The organism is Microcoleus sp. F10-B2, from assembly GCF_036704965.1.
GTDB lineage: Bacteria > Cyanobacteriota > Cyanobacteriia > Cyanobacteriales > Microcoleaceae > Microcoleus.
Genome location: NZ_JAUBTB010000049.1, coordinates 1 through 19694 on the forward strand (window position 1 = coordinate 1; position 19694 = coordinate 19694).

Annotated in this window: 15 protein-coding genes and 1 pseudogene; 5 read left to right on the top strand and 11 right to left on the bottom strand. The window is 46.6% G+C overall.

All coding sequences use genetic code 11. From position 1 onward, the window contains the following. Positions 1-78 precede the first annotated feature (78 nt). Positions 79-1245 (top strand): annotated as a pseudogene (locus QUA99_RS19315) (IS5 family transposase); the annotation flags it as partial. Between the two features lie 39 nt (positions 1246-1284). Here QUA99_RS19315 and QUA99_RS19320 read toward each other — a convergent pair. The 3 genes from QUA99_RS19320 to btpA form a co-directional block, all read right to left on the bottom strand. Then, positions 1285-3387 (bottom strand): CHASE2 domain-containing protein, encoded by a 2103-nt coding sequence (locus QUA99_RS19320; RefSeq protein ID WP_333239902.1) that lies wholly within the window; start codon positions 3385-3387, stop codon positions 1285-1287. A gap of 627 nt (positions 3388-4014) precedes the next feature. Then, positions 4015-4938 (bottom strand): vitamin K epoxide reductase family protein, encoded by a 924-nt coding sequence (locus QUA99_RS19325; protein ID WP_333239900.1) that lies wholly within the window; start codon positions 4936-4938, stop codon positions 4015-4017. A gap of 304 nt (positions 4939-5242) precedes the next feature. After that, entirely contained in the window at positions 5243-6130 is an 888-nt protein-coding gene (btpA, locus tag QUA99_RS19330) for a photosystem I biogenesis protein BtpA (protein WP_333239898.1), read from the bottom strand. 166 nt (positions 6131-6296) lie between these two features. Between btpA and QUA99_RS19335 the strand changes: the two genes are divergently transcribed. Continuing rightward, positions 6297-7283 carry a GDSL-type esterase/lipase family protein gene (locus QUA99_RS19335; protein ID WP_333239896.1) on the top strand — a complete coding sequence of 329 codons (987 nt, stop codon included), beginning with the start codon at positions 6297-6299 and terminating at the stop codon, positions 7281-7283. 359 nt (positions 7284-7642) lie between these two features. On the opposite strand, the gene QUA99_RS19340 is transcribed toward QUA99_RS19335, so the two are convergent. From QUA99_RS19340 to def, 4 genes are all read right to left on the bottom strand, one after another. Continuing rightward, positions 7643-8695 (bottom strand): Gfo/Idh/MocA family oxidoreductase, encoded by a 1053-nt coding sequence (locus QUA99_RS19340; protein WP_333239904.1) that lies wholly within the window; start codon positions 8693-8695, stop codon positions 7643-7645. Positions 8696-9001: 306 nt separating this feature from the next. Beyond that, a complete protein-coding gene (locus QUA99_RS19345) occupies positions 9002-10345 on the bottom strand; it encodes a PrsW family glutamic-type intramembrane protease (RefSeq protein WP_333239894.1) in 1344 nt (447 codons plus the stop codon). Between the two features lie 212 nt (positions 10346-10557). Then, positions 10558-10758, bottom strand: a complete 201-nt coding sequence (locus QUA99_RS19350) for a hypothetical protein (RefSeq protein WP_199297488.1) — start codon at positions 10756-10758, stop codon at positions 10558-10560. Next, a complete protein-coding gene (def, locus tag QUA99_RS19355; RefSeq protein ID WP_333239892.1) occupies positions 10758-11318 on the bottom strand; it encodes a peptide deformylase in 561 nt (186 codons plus the stop codon). Before def ends, QUA99_RS19350 begins: the two co-directional genes overlap by 1 nt. Before the next feature lie 101 nt (positions 11319-11419). Between def and QUA99_RS19360 the strand changes: the two genes are divergently transcribed. Then, entirely contained in the window at positions 11420-11932 is a 513-nt protein-coding gene (locus tag QUA99_RS19360; protein ID WP_333239890.1) for a DUF1648 domain-containing protein, read from the top strand. 314 nt (positions 11933-12246) lie between these two features. Here the strand turns inward: QUA99_RS19360 and QUA99_RS19365 are convergent, their stop codons facing one another. Continuing rightward, positions 12247-12702 carry an aspartyl protease gene (locus tag QUA99_RS19365; RefSeq protein WP_333239888.1) on the bottom strand — a complete coding sequence of 152 codons (456 nt, stop codon included), beginning with the start codon at positions 12700-12702 and terminating at the stop codon, positions 12247-12249. A 64-nt stretch (positions 12703-12766) separates the two neighbouring features. Further along, positions 12767-13222 (bottom strand): retroviral-like aspartic protease family protein, encoded by a 456-nt coding sequence (locus QUA99_RS19370; RefSeq protein ID WP_333239886.1) that lies wholly within the window; start codon positions 13220-13222, stop codon positions 12767-12769. A gap of 119 nt (positions 13223-13341) precedes the next feature. Here QUA99_RS19370 and QUA99_RS19375 point away from each other — a divergent pair, with 119 nt between their 5' ends. Beyond that, positions 13342-14637, top strand: coding sequence for a pentapeptide repeat-containing protein (locus QUA99_RS19375; protein ID WP_333239884.1), 1296 nt, complete (start codon positions 13342-13344; stop codon positions 14635-14637). A gap of 1142 nt (positions 14638-15779) precedes the next feature. Here the strand turns inward: QUA99_RS19375 and QUA99_RS19380 are convergent. Further along, positions 15780-16403, bottom strand: coding sequence for a TenA family protein (locus QUA99_RS19380; protein ID WP_333239882.1), 624 nt, complete (start codon positions 16401-16403; stop codon positions 15780-15782). Between the two features lie 396 nt (positions 16404-16799). Between QUA99_RS19380 and QUA99_RS19385 the strand changes: the two genes are divergently transcribed. Continuing rightward, complete coding sequence (locus tag QUA99_RS19385; protein ID WP_333239879.1) at positions 16800-17765, top strand: glycosyltransferase family 2 protein; 966 nt, start codon at positions 16800-16802, stop codon at positions 17763-17765. A gap of 76 nt (positions 17766-17841) precedes the next feature. Here QUA99_RS19385 and QUA99_RS19390 read toward each other — a convergent pair whose 3' ends face one another. After that, the gene (locus QUA99_RS19390) at positions 17842-18750 is read right to left on the bottom strand and encodes a DMT family transporter (protein ID WP_333239877.1); all 909 of its coding nucleotides are present in this window, start codon (positions 18748-18750) and stop codon (positions 17842-17844) included. Between the last annotated feature and the right edge of the window lie 944 nt (positions 18751-19694).

Sequence of the window (19694 nt, forward strand, 5' to 3'; positions counted from 1 at the left end):
TGTCGCTCATGTTTCTGTGTCAAAAAAGCTTTATGATGTGATATTACCACGAAGTGTTACTATTTTGGAGATGTCTAAAGAATAAGCGTCAATCTGGTTAATAAAGTGAATCAAAAAATGGTAAAAAAGAACCGCTGGGCCACCACCCCTCAATCTGAATCAAACAAAAAAGAACCAGAAGAACCTAGTGACAGTGTACTCCGAGGAAAATTACTGTTAGATGCGACCTGTGCCAGCGCCGATATTACCTATCCCACAGACATAAGCATTCTCGATCGAGCAAGAATGCAAACAGAAAAGATTGTAGATATCCTCTACAATTCGATTAAGAACCTTGGAGCGAAAAAACCTCGAACCTACCGCAATAAAGCACGTAAAGACTACCTATCCATTGCCAAGCAGCGCAGACCGTCACAGAGCCAAAAAAGAACGGCGATTAAAAAACAACTGCAATACCTTAAAAGAAATCTCTCTCACATTGAAAGATTAATCGAGTTAGGAGCTACTTTAAACAACTTGAGTAAGCGGCAATATAAGCTCCTGCTAGTCTGTCAGGAAGTTTACCGACAACAAGACTGGATGTACCAACACAAGACAAATAGGATTGACGATAGAATTGTAAGTTTAACCCAACCCCACATCCGCCCCATAGTTAGAGGAAAAGCAGGAAAACATACAGAATTCGGAGCCAAATTATCAGCAAGTAGCTTTGAGGGGTATGTATTTTTAGATCGAATTAGCTGGGACAACTTTAATGAATCAGGAGACTTAATCGCCCAAGTGGAAGCTTTTAAAGAATTCACAGGGTATTATCCAGAATCGGTTCATGTTGACCAGATTTATCGCACTAGATCTAACCGAGCGTGGTGTAAAGAAAGAGGAATTAGGATGAGTGGCCCGGCTTTGGGAAGACGCCCCACGAATGTAAGTAAAGAAAAAAAGAAGCAAACAAAAGAAGATGAGAGAGTTCGTCAAGCTATCGAGGGGAAATTTGGGCAAGCGAAACGTAGATTTAATCTCGATCGAGTGATGACTAAACTTGATAATACATCCCAAACAACTATTGCGATTACTTTTTTAGTCATGAACCTTGTTGCAGGATTCAAAAGGTTATTGTGGCTTTTTTTGTGTCAATTTTCATCAATAACCACTGGCGAGCGAGCGGTGATTATAAAAGCTTATGTTCTCGACCACGAATTCAAACAAAAACTTAACTTACCTGCTTCCTTGAATCAGCGAGCTTGAGCTTGGGGAGCCAAACTTTACTTATTCAGCAAGCCCTAATTAATAAAATTGATATTGATTTTTCCCGCGTTCCTTAGCACGATACATCGCAGCATCGGCATTCTTGACTAAAATCTCTGGATCTTGACCGTCACAGGGATACAAACTAATGCCAATACTTGTAGTTACAGAAACTGTATGTTCTTCTAAAATAAAAGGCTGTATGATGGCAGCGCAAATTTTTTCAGCTACTTTCGCAGCTTCCTCGCGACCGGGAATTGCGGGGAGAATGACTGTGAATTCGTCGCCGCCCAACCGCGAGATAGTATCGCTGCCGCGCAGGCATTTTTTGAGCCGACTGGCAACAGTTTTTAAGAGCAAATCGCCCACATTATGTCCGAGAGTGTCGTTGATTGACTTAAATCCATCTAAATCTAAAAAGAGTAAAGCTACCAATTCCTGATTTGTGGAGGCTATTTCTAGAGACTTGTGCAAGGATTCGTAGAACATTTGGCGGTTGGGCAAGCCGGTAAGAGTATCGTGATAAGCTTGGTGGCTGAGTTCAGCATTTTGTTGTTTTAGAGAATCTTCTCGGCGCTTGCGCTCGGTAATATCTCGGATCGCTCCGACTAAAAATAGGTTGCCAGCAGCATCTTTGTGGAGGGATCTTTTAGTCGCAATTAAATGGGTAATTCCGTGAGCGTTGGTAAAATATTCTTCGTTTTCTCGCGGCTGGTGAGTTTGCAATACTAATTCATCTTGCTGCCAAAATATATCGGCTTCGGCTTGGGGAAATAAATCGTAATCTGTTCGACAAGTTAAAATTTCCAAAGGATAGCCAATAAACCGACAATATGCCTGATTCAAAACAACCCAGCGGTGATTTCGATCCTTGACAAAAATGGGGTCGGGAATTGTATCGATTAGCGATTGTAAAAATTCTTTAGACCGTTTTAATTCTTCTTGCAAGTGAGCCAGATAACCCACAACTGCGACACCAGAACCCACAAGACTGAGGATGGGAGGAATTAACGGTAGCCACCAACCTGCTAAAAATGCTAAGTATAAACTGGCACTCAGACCTAGACAGATACTTAATAAACAGTAAGCCGATCGACCAAGCGATCGCAAATTCCAACTCACATTTGCTCCCGCCCAAGACCAAAGTAAAATCCACAGCAACTCCGCAGCCTCTGGCCAGACATTGATACCCCCGCGTCCGTCTAGGGCAGCACTCAAAATTTGGCTCAAGAAATGAGCCTGAAGCTCGACTCCCGGTATTTGCTGGGGAGGGGCAAACAAACCGGAACTGTAAGAATTTTGGTAAAAGTCTTTGAGGCTGGGGGCATTTGAGCCGATCAAGACAGCACGCGACCGCACAAAATCAGCGGGTACTTTGCCCGAAAGCACGTCGCCCATCGATGCAGTGCGAAAACTGCCTCGCGGGCCGCGCAGGTTGGTCAAAATTTGATAGCCGCGGCTGTCCGATCGAACATAAGCACCGTCATTCGGTTGAAAAGGTCGAAAAACCCCTTTGCCTAACTGCAAGTATTTGGGATAGCCTTTTGATGGTTTAGGGGAAATTTTTTCGCTTTTGAGGTAAAGCAAAGCCAGTCTGAGAGCGAAACTTTGATGAGTTTTGCCGTCTCCTGGCCAACCGTAGAGCAAAGTTCGGCGCACTTTTCCATCAGCGTCGATGACAACATTGTTGAAACCGATTCGATCGAGCTGGTCAAGTACCGGAGGCGGTCGCACTCCCAACCGAGTTTCGTCCGGCATCAACTCAATGCCGATTAGGTTGGGAATAGTTTTAAACGTTTTGAGCAATTCGGCGTTACCCGGTTGAGTTGGCAGATCTCGGTAAACGTCGAGGCCGATCGCCCGCGGCTTGCCAGCGTGCAATTTTTGCAGCAATTGAGCCAATACAGCATCCGAAATTGGGTAGCCGTATTTTTGCAAGTCAGCTTCCTTAATTTCTACAATGGCGATGCGCGAGTCAATTGGTTCGGCCGGCCGCCAGCGCACAAAGTGGTCGAAAGCAGCCCATTCCCACACCTGAAAAAATCCGAACCAGCGCATTACAATCACCGTACCGGCAACGGCACTCGCAGTAATCAACACTCGGCGTTCTCGATCGACCCATTTTTTGAAATTTTTTAGCATATTTTGGGATTTTGCCTCGCCCTTCGAGCTTCTAGGCTACTACCACACATAGCTTTTACATCTCGGGGCGATCTGCTCAGTCGATTTGAGATTTTAGATGTTAGATTTTAGATTATCCAATTTTTTGGTTTTTCGGTTCGGGCGAGTCGATTTGAGATTTTTTGATTTTTCGGTACGATCGGGCTTCAACAGCAGAAACTGGGTTTGTCAACCAAAATATGTGATTTTTAAAATCTGTCTGGAAGCATAAACCAGGTTTCTTGAGTTTTTGTGTATGGCAGAAGGAACAAGAAAGAAGGAAGAAGAAAGAATAAAGACTGAAGTTACTATCGACCGCAATGGTTTCACCAATTAATAACTTTCTCAACGTCTCGTGCGGTTGCTATAGAGATGCTTGAATAGATGAGGTACACAATCAAACTTAAAAAGCTTAGCAACACGGGTTTCAGCGTATTATATTTTTGTGTTCACCGCTATCTACCTAGTTTTTACTAATTTTTGATTAATTCTAGATGGGAGATTTTAGATTGATTTCTCAGCACTATCGAACGATAAAATCCTTTAAAAATTAGGATATTTCGTGCCAATCAATCTAAAATTTGCCATCTAAAATCTCAAACTTTTCTGTCAGTTTTGAAAGTTGCGCGGGCCGGTGTAACCCGATAACTCAGCGAGTTTCTCCAAAGATTGCGTCCCAGAATAAAACTGACCTTTAATCTCCCAAGTCGGGAAACCTTTAACATTCGCAGCAGCAGCTTGGCAAATTTCTGCGCGGGAATTTTGCCCCCGGGGATCGCATTCAAAATAATCAATTATTTTGGCTGCTTCTTTGCCGAACAGCATTTTTTGGTCGTGGCAGTGGGGACACCAGTAAGCGCCGTACTCTTTAGCGCCGATTTCTCGGAGGTGGCGGGCCAAAGCAAGTTGTGCCGGGCCGGAGGTTGTAGTGACGGCAGGGGGTACAATTCCGGGGGTAGAGACAGAAGCAGCAGGCGATCGCACGCTGTTGTAGAGTCCCAAAGCGCCGATCGAACTCACCATTGCCACCAAAATGCCTGTAAACAACAACTGTCCGATATCTTCCCACTCGCGCCCGACTAGCACCAGCACAAACAGCGACAGCGAAAATAAGGCAGAAGTGACGCAGTAAATGCACAGTTCCTGAATTTCAAAAGCCATCAAATACATCAAATAGCTGCTGAAAATTACCATCGCAGCGGTGATGATAAATAGCGCTTGCCAAGTTTTATTTTCTAGTTGAGAGTGCAGTCCTTTCTTGGTGTCGGGATTTACAGCTTTGGGGGCCAATGCCAGGATTGCTATGCTCAGGTAAGCCAGACAGCCTAACAAACTTAAAGGCACTGTGCCGCTTACTGTAGCGTAGGGACTGTTGAGAACTTTGTCGCAGCCGCTGGTGGGACAAATGACCGAGCCTGTCGTGAATTTAGCGATCGTCAGATAGGCCGTTTCTACGACGCCGATGGCTGCGATCGCTGCCATCACAGTCCTAGACCAGCGATGAATCCAAGGGGTTGAACGTCGGCGAATCATTTTTTGATTTGGTAAGTGGTAATTGGGAATTGGGACGTTGAAGGAAGAAGGAAGTTCGGCAACGAGCAATGTACGGGATTTAACGGATTTAAGGGATGAATTTTAAGGAAAGAAGTCAGAAGTCAGAAGTCAGAATAAACAACAGCTATCCCTGACTTCGGTGTCGTCTATCAAGGGAATTGGGAATTGGGAATTGGGAATTGGGAATTGATAATTGGTGCTTTTTTTCAGTGTTAGCTCTTAGTTTTCAGCTATTACTCGTTACCGATTACCAATTACCGATTACCGATTACCCATTCCCATTTTACGTTTTATTTGTGACTTTGCCCGGTTCCTGTGTTGGCCCTCTGGAGCCATTAGCGTCTCTGTTTTCCTGTTCGCGCTCTTTCTGTGACAAGCTGCGGCGGGCGGCTTCTACAAACTGACTGACGCGGATCGGATCGATCGGCTGCTCGATGCGGCCGTTTCGCTTCAGGGAGCTCGATACAATAACACCGTCAGCGGCCTGCATAAGGGTGGAAATGTTTTCCCACGAGGCGCCGCTGCCGATGAAAACTGGAATTCCCGCCGCTGCTGCACTCGCAAGTTCTAAGTCTTCGAGATTGGGAGGGCTGCCGGTTGTCCAGCCGGAAAGGATCACGGCGTCGGCTAAAGCCCGCCCGATCGTCTCAGAGACGGCTGCGGTCAAGTTGGGGCTGCCTAGGGGTCGCCCGTGCTTGACTAACACGTCCGCTAATATTTTGACATCGCTGCCCAATTCCCGGCGGTAGCGCAGTAGCTGGTGAGCTTGGCCTTCAATTAAGCCTTGGTCTGTAGCCATGATGCCGTTGAGGACGTTGACGCGGATGAATTGGGCACCAGTGCAGGAGGCGATGGCGATCGCGCTGTGGGCGTCGTTTCGTAGCACGTTAACGCCGATCGGCAGCGTCACCAGATTTGTTAGCCTCTCGACTACCAGAGTCATCGCACTTACCACAGCCGGATCTACGGTGTCTTTGGCAAAGGGGGCGTCGAAAAAGTTCTCGACTATGATACCGTTTGCGCCGCCAGAAGCCAGCGCTGTAGCCTCTTGCTCGGCTCTTCCGATAATAGCTTTGAGGTTCCCCCCCCAGCGGGGAGAAGTTGGCAAAGGCTGTAAATGTACGACACCGATTATGGGATTCGGCGTTTTGAATATTTGTTTTAAGTCCACGGGTTTTCCTGAAACCACCAAGTTCACTGACGGCTGACGGCGGATTTTGACGGTATATTCTAGAATTCTATATCCACGGGGGCGATTCGGTTGACTAAATCGCGCGGCTAAGTTGCTAAAACCCCGAATTCAGCAGCAGTTTTTCGTTTTCGCTCGAGGTTAATTGTTGAAAGTTGTTCTCATAATTTTGGCTGTCACCGCAGGATTGTGGGCAGCAATCGAAGTGCTGCTGCGGGGGCTGCTGGGTTTTGGCAATCCCTTGATTTACATTGCCGATGCCGAGTGCGGCTATTTGTTGGCACCCAACCAGAGGGTGCGCCGCTTAGGCAACCGGATTGAGATTAACGAGTATTCGATGCGTACTGGAGCGATCGCCCCGATACCCCCTCCAGAAACTCTGCGTGTCTTGCTGTTGGGAGATTCTGTCGCCAACGGCGGTTGGTGGACACATCAGACCAATACGATCTCGGAAATTATGACTCGGCAGTTGAGACTGCAAGTACAGAATCTGGCGAGCGATGCACAATTAGCTTCAAAAGTCAACTATTCAGATTTTGAAGTTCTCAACGCCTCAGCCAATTCTTGGGGGCCGAGGAATCAACTTGCTTACGCCAAGCGGTTCGGTGTTTTTGGGGCCAAGGCTTTGGTGTTGCTGCTCAATACGGACGATTTGTTTGCATCCGCTCCCTGTGGGGAGGTTGTGGGCCGCGATCGCTCTTACCCGGATCGCAAACCCCGATCGGCTACGCTACAGTTATTGAGCCGCTACCTGCTACCAGCATTGCCGGCTCGCCAATTAACAGCACCCAGAGTCGAAAGCCCAGATGTAGTCGGCTGCAACTTAGAAGCTATTTGCCACATCCAGAAAATAGCTAGATCCGCCAACATCCCGTTTTTGCTTGCGGTGACGCCCAAGCTGGGCGAATTCGGCGACCTTGGCCCTCGCGACTGGGAAGTCAAGGCTAGAGAGCGTCTCGCCGAACTCGTGGAAACAGAGAAAATTACTTACATAGATTTTCTTCCCATTTTCAATTGTGCGGCGCAACTTCCAACTTTGTATCGAGACAGCATTCACCTGAGCCCTCAAGGAAATCAGCTAGTTAGCAAAACCATCAGTCGTCAAATAGTTGCTCTTTTTTGGCACAAATCGTGATTTCACCCAAAAACGGATACTTGCCCCCGACTTAGGTTGTGGAGAGCAAAAAAATTTAAACCTTAGTTCAAGCCCCCAAATTCATCTGTGGAGTCAATTTCTCATCTGAAATCTCAAATCTCAAATCGACAGTTTAATCCCCCAATAGAGGATATGGAGTCAATCTCAAATCTACAATCTCAAATCTGGAATCGACAAATCAAGCCCCCAGATCGATCTGTGGAGTCAATCTAAAATCTCAAATCTCAAATCTCAAATCGACTGATATCGAATCCGGTTGCGCGGGAACAGTTACCCTTTTCAACGAACAACAAACCCAAACTGTAGAAGCAGCCGGAAACGACACGATTTGTCTCGATTTAGCTAACTTGCAAAGTAGACTCTAGCTCTTTGGGATACCAAGCTTGACCGTCGAGAGCCATTTGCTCGATCGAACTCGCAAGCCGCAGAGCTTTGAGAGCTTGTTCTCCTCCCACAGAAGGCTGATTTCCACCCCGCACGCAATTAATAAAATGCTCCAACTCTGCGTGGAGCGGTTCAATATTGCTGGTGTAAACTTTCTCGATCAACCCATCTTGACGGTAAAGCACCTGACCGTAATCCGTCACGTAATTGGCGGTTGTTTGTCGGTGAATCAAGATTTCGTTGTTGAGAAAATCTGCCTCTGTCAGAGAATTTTTGCAGTGAGCCGCGATTGAACGGAGTTTGCGGTGCGTCACCTTGCTGGCCGTCAGGGTGGCCACAATGCCGTTAGCAAAGTTCAGCGTCGCTGTCACGTAGTCTAAATAACCTGAATCTGATGCCCTGCTGCCGCTGGCGGTCAGCTTCACCACTTGCGAATCTGCCAATTCCAGGAGCAAGTCGATGTCGTGGATCATTAGATCCAAAACTACAGATACGTCGTTAGCCCGCTGGGAATAGGGACTCATCCGGTGAGCTTCCAATGCCAGTAACTCTTCAGTTTTCAGCACTTTGCCGAGTTCCTGAAAAGCTGGATTGAAGCGCTCAATGTGACCCACTTGCAAAATCCGGTGGGCCTCAGCAGCCGCGTTGACCAAAGATTCGGCTTCGGCAATGCTAGCCGCGATCGGCTTTTCAATTAAAACGTGAACACCCGCTTGGAGACAAGACATCCCCACAGGGTGGTGCAGGCGAGTTGGAACGGCGACGCAAACTGCATCTACGTGGGCGAGCAAATCCCGGTAGTCTTCAAAGAAGCGAACCCGGTATTTGCTTGCTACATCTATTCCCCGCTCTACATTTATATCTGCAACACCCACGAGTTCGATATCTTTTAGCAAGCTCAGAACTCGCGTGTGGTGCTGGCCCATATTGCCAACCCCAATCACCCCAATGCGGAGGGGTTCGGGTTGACTTCGCTGGCCGAAAACGTTTGCGTATCCCAATGACATCCTATCTAGCACTCCTGGATTCTCCTCCACCACAGGAATCAAGCCCGTTGGCTTCCCTAAGCTACTCACAGCCATCCAGATAGTACCACAGTCAAACTATTTGTGAAGAATTTCTAAGAGAAGCAAGAATCAAGACGGCAGAAAACAGACGGCAGACGGCAGAAAACAGACGGCAGACGGTAAAATTTCTAGGAATTACGTATTGACAAAAAATTCCATTTATTGTATTGGAATTAGGTGATTAATGCCCATCGCCTCACAATTGCTAGAAGAAGCAAGCAATCTTAAAATTCAAAACTCGATCTCCTACCTTCTACCTTCAGAAAATATTCGAGTTGCAAAATTTTGCTCCCGATTCGGAGACAGAGCCCGGGCTTTCAAAATCGCGGCTACCAAAAACGCATAGGACAAAACTCCCACCAATGCCAGCAAAAGTACGCTGGCGGCTCCTGACGCATTCCACAAAGCGTGAAGTGCCGAAGCGCTGAAATAACCTACGCCCAAAATTTGCCAGCGCTTCCGGGGTTTGAGGGCGCTCAAACCGATAAAATATCCCAAATAGCCGCTGTAAGCCATGTGTCCGGCGGCTGAACCCAAAATGCGGGGAATTAGCAACTGCAATCCTACTAATTGTCCGGCGTCCGGCCCTGCTTGCAGGGTGACATTTTGGATGACATTGGGAACGTACTGCCCCAGAGTTTCTAACAGTGTAAAGCCGACTGCCGAGGCACTTCCTAACAGAATTCCGTCTAAAGGTTCCCAAACACCGATTCGATCGCGCCACGGATTTCGCAGCCAATTTCCCAGCAGCATCGCTCCCAAAACGGGCAGGGCTTTCAGCAATTCTTCCATTAGACCCGCCCCGAAAAACATTCGGATTAAAAAAGGCAAAAAACTGATTGTTTCGCCTTCGGTTGGCAGGCTGCCGGGCAAAATTTCTCTAAATACGAATATAAATCCTATCAATAAGGGGCCGATCACAATCAGGACTGTAGCTAACGCCGAACCGAGCAATACCCACCAAGGCTTGTGTTTGCCGCACAGTTGATAGATAAAGTAGTAAGCCGCACCGGCGAGGTAAGCTGACAGCAGCAAATTGAATGCTGCGGAATTTCCAACTGCCACAAACATCGACACGACAACAACAACTGTGGCAATACCTGGATATAAGTAAGCTTTTTGGCTTAATTCTTTGCCAGTGGAGGCGATCGGGAATAATTGAGTTAAAGTGAGAGTTTCCTTTTCACTTACTGCAAAATTGCCCGTTGTTAGTGCGGGGAATTCGGGTTTATTTTGGGGAGGGGTTACGGGAGATTCAAAGATGAATTCAGGGCCGTCAAGGCCGAGACTGATGCGATCGCCTGTTTCTAAAATTTGGCAGCCCGGGAGCTTTTTCCCGTTGATATAAGTTCCGTTAGCGCTGTTAAGGTCGCAAATTTCCCATCTCGTCAAAGTACCCTGAGTTAGGGGACGGACTGCGGCGTGGCGGCGGGAAACCATGCCGTGGGCGATCGACTCTAAAGTTATTTGACAATTGCGATCGCGTCCGATAACGACTTCCCCATCTTCAGAAAGTTGGTAATTGTACGCTGGCGCTCCCGCAAGACCTTTAGCTGGCACTTGTCGCAGAAATGCGATTTCATTAGTCATGAGTTATGAGTCATCAGTCATTAGTCATTAGTGATGAGCTCGCGAGCTGTTAGCTGATGTTATTTTTGGGCAGTCTTTATTCCACAGTGATTAGTCATGAGCTCGCGAGCTGTTAGCTGATGTTATTTATCGGCAATTTTTATTCAATAGTTATTAGTTGTTAGCTAAAGACTAATAACTACAGACTAATAACTCATCACTAATGACTTTGCTTATAGATTGGCTCTGGCATCCTGAACGGCTGCATAGAAAAATATGCCAGTTAGCGGTACGCTGAGGGCGAGGATGATGCCGGTGACTAAATTGCCGAGTTGAGCTTCTCCCGAGGACAGCTCAAAGATGGAGCCGACTGCGGCGATCGCCGCGATGCACGAAAGAGCTAAGAGTAAACCACTTTTCGGAGTTCCTGCCATCATACTGATTTTACTGCCTTTGGCGAAAATTTTTGCTTGACTAATGCTTCATTCAGTGCCAGCTTGTTTTCAACTCTGTCTACAAACAGCACTCCGTTGAGGTGATCCATTTCGTGCTGAATTGCCCTCGACAGTAAGTCTGTTGCTATCAGGGTTTGCGGGCGGCCGTATTCGTCGCGGTAGGAGACTTCAATGACTTCTGGGCGTTTGACTTCTAAATAAACTCCCGGAATGCTCAAACACCCTTCTTGCAAGATGCAGATATCGCCGCTGCTACTTTTGATGGTGGGGTTGATCAAAACCATTGGGGGTGTGGCGGGGTTTTCCGGGTCGCAGTCGAGGACGATTACTTGTTTGTGGACTCCGACTTGGGGGGCTGCCAAACCGATACCGTCGGCACTGTACATGGTTTGCAGCATTTCTCGGACTAGCTGCCGAATTTCTGCATCGACGCTTTTGACGCGCTTGGCTGGCTGCCGCAGGACGCGATCGCCTAATGTGTGTATTGTTAGGGGCGGTTTTTCTAACTTTTTCTTTTCAATCAAGACCTGAGCCGTCATAGAACCTCGCGGGATGTTTGGAAACCCCCAACGAAAGCTGTTGGGGGATGAAATTGGAACCAATACTATTATTTTCAATATTAATCTAATTTTAAGTAGCCATGACTGGAAACGCACCAAACCAACGGCCGGTTATTTCTCTGGGGCTTTCGCCTGTTTTAGTGGCGGTAGAGGTTTTAGCTGCGATCGCGCTTTTGCTGGCTGTTTTGCCGATTGTCAAGTTTTGGGCGGTTTTGCCCGATCGAATTCCGATTCATTTCGGCTTGGGGGGGCTGCCTGATGCTTGGGCCGACAAGGTAACAATTTGGATGATGCCGGCAGTGGCTGCCATTATTTTTGCGGTTTTAACTGCGGTATCGCGCTATCCGCATACTTTTAACTATCCGGTACCGATTACTTCTGAGAACGCTCGCCGGCAATATCTGTTGGGGCGAGGGCTTTTGGTTTGGCTGAAGGCGGAGATTTGCTGGCTGTTAGCCTTTGTGGTGCGCCAGCAAATTCTTGTCACCTTGGGCAATGTTCAAAGGTTTAGTGTGGAGTTGGTTTTGGGGATAATTGTTTTGATATTTGCGACGGTTGGCGTGTATTTGCTCAAGGCTTATTTGGCTCGCTAGATGTATGGTAAAAAACTTACATCTACCCCAAGATAAAGTTTTTTGGGTAGATTTTTTTATCGCTGATGATATTATGCTACATCAAACCAATAAATAAAATTGTTTTTATTGAGGACTTTAGTGTTCTAATTTTTTTGATAATTTTAGTCTTCACTATAAACATTTTTGAGGGCGGTAATTGACAATCAAGCATCCAGGATACAAGCCCTCGGATTCATCCGTGGGGTCAAGGCTTCAATTCTAAAATCTAAAATCGATTGACTGGACATGATAGGCACATGGGAGAGGTTTGTGCTGCGGTAAACGCCGATCGACTAACCCATCAGATATGTTTGCTGATTGTTCATCGGCAATACTCGCAACCGTCGATTTTTCAAATCAGGTTCTAAGCCTAGTTCTTCCATTGGAATCACGCCCAACAAAACAGCAGAAACGCCTTCGGGCAATTCTAAACAATCAAATCTGCCTTCTCTCCCCTCTACAATAATTTGAGCGCCTGCAAAAATTCGACCTTTTTTGATGCCAGCCGATGTTTCTACATCTCTTTCTCCTACTTGTTTTAAACCTAGTTGGCTAATAATGGGAGCTGGCAAGGAAAGCAGAGTTGCTCCGGTATCGACAATCACATTATCGATCGTCACAGAGCGAACTTCCTCAGCAGAAATGAATCCCCGTTCGGCCATAACTAGGTCGATAAAATTTGTGACGGCGATTGTTGTGAGAACTTGACCCATTTGTTTGCTTTGAAGATTGGGGAGTACGAGTGTCATAATTATGTTACCTCTTTGAGTGCATTTTATGGTACATTTTTGGGCTGTTTCGTCCGCTCGAATATTAAACCATCAGATATGTTTGTTCTTCATTCATCGGCAATACTCGCAGCCGTTGATTTTTTAAATCTGGTTCTAAGCCTAGCCTTTCCATCGGAATCACGCCCAGCAAAACTGCATCAACTCCTTCGGGCATTTCCAGGCAGTCAAACACTGCTTGTCGCCCTTCAAGTTCAAGCATAATATCTTGAAAAATCCGCCCTTTCTTCACCCCCGCAGCAGTTTCTACATTGGTTTCTCCAAGTTGGCTCAAACCTAACTGGCTGATAATGGAAGCTGGTAAGGCAAGCAGAGTGGCTCCGGTATCTACTAAAACTTTATCGAGAGTTAATGAACGAATTTCAGCCGCAGGAATGAACCCACGCTCAGCTAGGACTTGATCGATGCGATTCGTTACGGTGATTGTTGTAAGAACTTGACCCATTTGTTTGCCTTGCAGATTGGGCAGCACCAGTGTCATATTATGTTACCTTTTTGAGTGCAATTAGTGGATATTTCTATTGTAATGCTATCTAGAATCCTGCTTGGTTGGTTAAAATCGTTTTATTGACCGGCCACAGTTAGAATTTGCCTCAACGCATGACACAAGAACCAAACTCTTCTCAACCCAATCCTCCAGAGTCGAACGTGACTGTACAAAGTCTTAACGGTGGGAGCCCTAGTTTGCCACCTGAACCAGCGACAATCGTCGCTACTGCTAAACCGGAAAAACCGCTGCCGCCGCCGCCTCCAACCCGCAAGGTTTTATTGTCGCCGCCGCCTGCACAAACGACTGCTGAGATGTCGGGGTCGGTGCTGACTCTGGGGGCAATTGCAGCGATGATTTTTGGACTGGCCAATGACAACATTTGGCTGGGCTTAATCGGGGCTATCGGTGCGATCGGGATATCGCTGCGGCTGATGTGGCCGAGTTGGGGCAAAATCTGGGCGCAGGTAATTCCGCCGACTTGGCGCACGCTGATCGTCGCCTGCTTCGGGCTTTTAGCTGGGATTGTTGGCTTGCTGATGCTCAGCGGTACTAATACTCAACCGGGAAGCCGCAACATCCAAATCAACTGGGACGCCATCGGGGCTCTCGGCGAGTTGATCGGCGCTTTGGGCCAAATTTTGATCGCAATTTTGGGCGTTTACGTGGCTTGGCGGCAGTACGTGATCTCGAAAGATTTGACGATTCAACAAAATCGAATTACGCAGCAGCAAACGATCGATGCTTATTTTCAAGGGGTTTCCGACTTAGCCCTTGACGAACAAGGGTTTTTGGAAGACTGGCCGCAGGAAAGGGCGATCGCAGAAGGCCGCACCGCTGCCATTATGAGCAGTGTAGATGCCGAAGGTAAAGCTAAAATTCTCCGGTTTTTGTCGCAGTCGAGATTGGTTACTCCTCTCAAGCGCGATCGGCTTTTAGGCCGCCCCATCCTTGACGGCGACGGCGGCTATGCTGAAGATCGAGATCACGGCGTCCGCGTCATCGATTTAAATGTGATGTTAGCGGGTGCTGACATGGGCAACACTGACTTGCGGTGGACGGATTTGAGCGAAGCTAACCTCGTCCGGGCCAATCTCAGCAAGTGCGATTTGGTGAAAGCCAATCTCTCGCGCGCTGTCTTGTACGACGCCAATCTCGCTCGCGCCGACATGAGAGCCGCCATATTATTTTACGGCTCGCCAGAAACTGCATCTCCCCGCAGCCGTACCGAAGTTCCCAACTATCAAACGGGCGAATATACCGGCACCGTGATTGAACGAGCTGATTTCACCGCTGTCAAGCGCCTGTCGGAGGAGCAACGCTATTACTGTTGCGCTTGGTGCGGCTCGAAGTCGAGAGAGACTATTCCCGGTGGCTGCGAAGGCATTCCCAATAAACTCGGACGCTAAAATTAGCAGTAGGGCTGTACTTACGTATATATTTGGGAGGGCTGTACTTTAGTTTTAAATCAAAATTCTTGCGCTGTTTAAGCCATGACAAATACTGATTTACTGCTAAAAGTAAGTCCGCGCCGGGATCGCTCCTAAAGCCGGGACTGGTTAATTTTTGTCGCTGTTATGTGGTTTCTAAGCCGATCGGGATGCAGCTAATTGCTCCTTTAGCGTGCAAAAACTCCCCCGTGTATGCGATTCGGCGGCCTCGGGGTTTTGTAAGCGGCTTCCTTCCCAAAAGCGGGTGGGAACTGTTTTCGCACTGGGACGGTAAATGGTACGTCGAAATCGCTACTTTAGGCTACTCCTATGCAGATGACCAAGAATTTCAAAGGTGGTACCTGCCACGCGATCGATCAGTGGGATCGATCCCAAATCGAAAATCGAAAATCCTTGCGTCCCCCGCATTTATCTCGCGCAAGTCAATCGAAAATCGAAAATCGAAAATCGAAAATCGATTGACGGGCAGCACCATTCTGTGGCTTTTTATCCGCTGTTTCCTTTTCTGATGCGCGGGTTGACTGCTATTGGAATCCAAGTGGAACTAGCAGGGGTACTAATTAATAGTTTGGCATTTCTGGGTGTATTATTGCTGGTCTAGTTTTGGGTAGAACAGCTATACAATACCAATGCAGCTAAGTGGAATACTTCTGTGCTTGTATGGTGTCGGTTTTCGCTATTTTCTACTGTCATATATACAGAAGGATTGTTTTTGTTCCTGACAGCATCTGCATTGCGATATTTTGAGAGGGGCGAGTATATTTGGGCGACTTTTTGGGGAGCTTTGACGACTGGTACTAGGGGGCGGGGACTGGCGCTGATACCTACTTTTTGCTGACAGCTTGGACAGTCGTCTGTTGCGGTTTTTGCTCTTTAGCAGCCATAGCGATAAACTCCGGTGCTCTGCAATCGGTTCACCGCTACGCTTACGGCATTGTGTCGCTCTCTATCGGACTCGGTTTAGTGTTGAGCAGTCAGCCTCGGTGGGATATGCTGTTATGACATTATTTGCTACATTACTGCTAGACATGGCTGTTAAATTTGCGGCTTGGGCGTAGGTAGCTTAAGATTCTTATCCATATCTTTTCCATCAACTTAATTTACTCTATTTCCCAAGCTGCCTGAAAAAAGTCTCTTTCGCACAGCATAGCGTAGCGATAGGTTGCTTCTACTTCTGGCTCAGCTTCTGCGTAGCGATCGACCAAACTTTCCAGTCGTTTGGCTAAAATCTCAAAATCAGGGCTGCTATAGGTAGAAATCCAGTCGCTAAAGGCGTGTTCCGGTATATTAGGTTGAGCTAGCTGCTGTCCCAAAAAAGCATACAAACGCAAGCAAGGAGTCATCGCTGCTGCTGTCAAACCTACACCGCTTCCCCAGGCTGTCGCTAATAAAAAATCAGTGTAGCGGCGGGTAGCGATTCCCGGTTTTGCCTCTTGCAAGTTTACACCCCATTTGGCTGCATATCCTTGATGCAAGCGAAGTTCTTCTACAACGCCGCTGCCGAGATTGTGGAGGATTTCAAACCCCTCCCAGTCGGGTGCTTTTGCCGCAGCGATACTGTAAGCGCGAGCAAATGCTCCGAGAAAAAATGCGTCTTGTGCAACGTAATATGCAAAACTATTTTGGGGGAGGCTGCCGTCAGCAATCCCTCTGACAAAAAGATGTTGCAGACAAGCTTCGCTTAAGTCTTGATTTGCTTGCCACAGATAATTTGAGGTTGTCATGCAATTTTGAATTGATGGGTTATGATTGTAATTTTTAGATTCCGACTCAACAGCTATGATAACATATTTTTTCGCCGTGCTTCCGTCAGTAGTAGACGTTTTTTTGGGTTATTTAAGAAAATAGATAAGTGTTGGTATACTGCTATTTTATCGGAGTATTTTATCTAGTGTAATAGCGAAATACCGCGTTGAATATATCCTTTTAAGCCGCCAGCGTGTCTGACAAAAATCAGCTTTTGATATACATTTATGGAGGCAAAAACCAGGTAGATTTATGTAATTTGGTCATACAGGCTCGAATTTGACAACAATAAACTGGTTTTTTTTGTTAGCGTGCGTCCAGGAATGTATATTTAAATTAACATTTAAAAACCAGATTTCCTAAAAGAAAATGCTATGAACTATACACCTAAGTATTCCTTGGTAATTCCCATCTATAACGAAGAAGAAAATCTAGCTGAACTTTATCGGCGAATTAGTGCAGTGATGGAGCGAATGGACGGCCCAGTAGAATTAATTTTAATCAACGACGGCAGCCGCGATCGCTCTCTCGAACTTTTGCGAGAATTGCACGAAAAAGACTCGCGAATTTCTTACCTCAGCTTAGCCCGGAATTTCGGTCACCAAATAGCTGTAACTGCTGGTTTAAACTTTTCTCGCGGTCAAGTTGTAGTCATCATGGACGGCGATTTGCAAGACCCGCCAGAGCTAATTATAGATATGGTTGAACAGTGGCGGCAGGGCTATCAAGTTGTTTACGCTCAGCGCACTCAACGCCGTCAAGAAAGTTGGTTTAAGCGGTTGCCAGCTTATATGTATTATCGTATTTTGCGCCATCTTGCTGATGTTGATATTCCCATAGATACCGGGGATTTTTGTTTGATGGATAGGTGCGTGGTGGAAGTGCTCAATGCGATGCCTGAACGCAACCGCTACATTCGGGGACTGCGGGCTTGGATTGGTTTTAAACAAACGGCAGTTAAGTTTGAACGAGATGCCCGTTTTGCTGGCGATGTTAAGTATACGTTCAGCAAATCTTTGGCTTTGGCGATGAATGGGTTAGTATCTTTTTCAAAGGTTCCCCTGAGACTTTCTATTTATCTAGGTTTATTTGCTGCATTTGTATCTGTGTTAATGGCTTTTTTGGTTTTGTATTGGCGTCTTTTCTCTCCGGGTTCGGCATTAACTGGTTTGACAATTGTGATGATGGCGATTTTCTTTTTGGGCGCGGTGCAGTTGGTCAGTATTGGGATTTTGGGTCAGTATGTGGGGCGGATTTACGAGGAGGTGAAGGGCAGACCCCTGTATACTTTGGCAGAAGTTGCGGGTTTCGAGCAATTTTGTCAAAAACCTGGTAAATAAGTGTTAGTTTTACTAAATTTAACTAAATTGTGCGAGATTCTAAGCTGTTCAAAGTAAAATTAAAATATCGATCGCCTCACAAGTCCTCTGTCCGTTTAATTGATGCTTTTTTACCTGCTGCTACGCTGGCCACAACTAAACAGGCTGTTCCAATGGCGATCGGATCCACAGTTTCACCAAGCAAAATTGCCGAGCCTAGGATAGTCAAAAAGGGTTGCAATAACTGAATTTGCCCTACCCGAGCAACTCCGCCAACTGCCATTCCCTGATACCAGGCAAAAAAGGCTATGAATTGACTGATTAAACTCACATATGCAAAACCCAACCAGGCGATAGGTGCAGCTATCAACCCTTCTTTTAAAACCACAAATATTGTTGGCAAAACCTCGAAAGGAGCGATAATCACCAACGCCCAACTGATAACTTGCCATCCACCTAAAACCTTAGCTAATCGCCCACCTTCAGCATAAGCAACAGCCGCAGCAATTACAGCTCCAAACAAAGCTAAATCTGCGGGCTGAAGGTGTCCCGCACCGCTAATAATTCCAAAACAGACAACCGTTGTGCTACCGAAAATGCTAGCCATCCAAAAAGTGAAATCAGGCCGCTCGCCCGCTCGCAAAACCCCCGCTATTGCTGTTGCTAAAGGCAACAATCCTAACACCACAGCACCGTGTGCAGCAGGTACTTGCTGCATTGCCCAAGCCGATAGTACCGGAAATCCGACAACCACTCCCAATCCGACAACTAATAAACTTCCCAATTGCTGTTTTGAGGGAATGGGTTGATGTGTGAATCGCAGAGTAGCTGCTGCTAGTATAGCTGCTACTAACCCGCGTCCCAAACCTACAAAAACAGGGTCTAAATCTATCACAGCGACTCTAGTTGCTGGTAGTGTCAAGCTGAATCCAACTACGCCCCAAAAACCGTAAATTAAGCCGATAGTTTCGGCATTTAAGGGAGGAATTTTCCAGTAGAATTTCATGGAGTCTCCAAGAGGGATAAATTTAGGGTTCTCTGCGGTACACCTTACCCATATTACTTCTGAAGGTAGCAATGCTGCTCTTACCCCCAAATGCTACAAGAATAATTTGTGAACTTTTGTTTCTTTCTTAACTCTGCGCGATCTCTTTTCTATGCGGTATAAAAAAATACTCATCATGAAACTATACGAGTATTCGCTCTCTGGAAATTGCTACAAAGTGGTTATCGGGACTTAAACAAATTTCAAACTCAAATAAAGCATCGAACCTGCTATCTGTGAAGCAAATATGTCGCGATTATTTGGGAGCCAACCAACAAATCGATCGGATATATAGCAATCCCAAGCTAGATAAGCTGTTCTACATTTAAATTGTCTGTTAAAAAACAATTCCCCGTCTTGTGGGGTGGGCGTCCCGCCCGCCCAGAATATACAATTTAAATGCGCGACAGCTTATGACAAGTTAGAGGGGTGAGAAATCAGGCGTCAGCCCCTGCGTATGCTAAATCCGTTGAATGAGTTTATGCAGTCGAATCTCGATACCCGTGAGTTGAAACGAGCGGTGGTTGTTAAGGATCGCGAATTAAATAACTTACAATTTTAATTGTTATGGTGGGATGGGCGTCCCGCCCGTCCAAAAAAGGGCGGGACGCCCATCCCACCCCACTTTCAAGAGTGTAAGTTATTTAATTCTCATTCCTAAGATGTTTATGCAAGGTTATAAACACGCCTGAGATCCAAGAAATTCGCTGGTCTAATTTCTGGATTTATTAGCAAATTGACACACCGTTATTAACAGATGAGAGTATCCGCGCTTCGACTGGCAGATGCAGGCTCAGTCGGTTAGGATTGCTATAGGACGACAGCGCTCCCGACTAATTGGGCTTGATAAGTCAGACTGTGATGGAAAAATATAGTGCCTCGATCGAGGTCAATTCTGTCCTCGA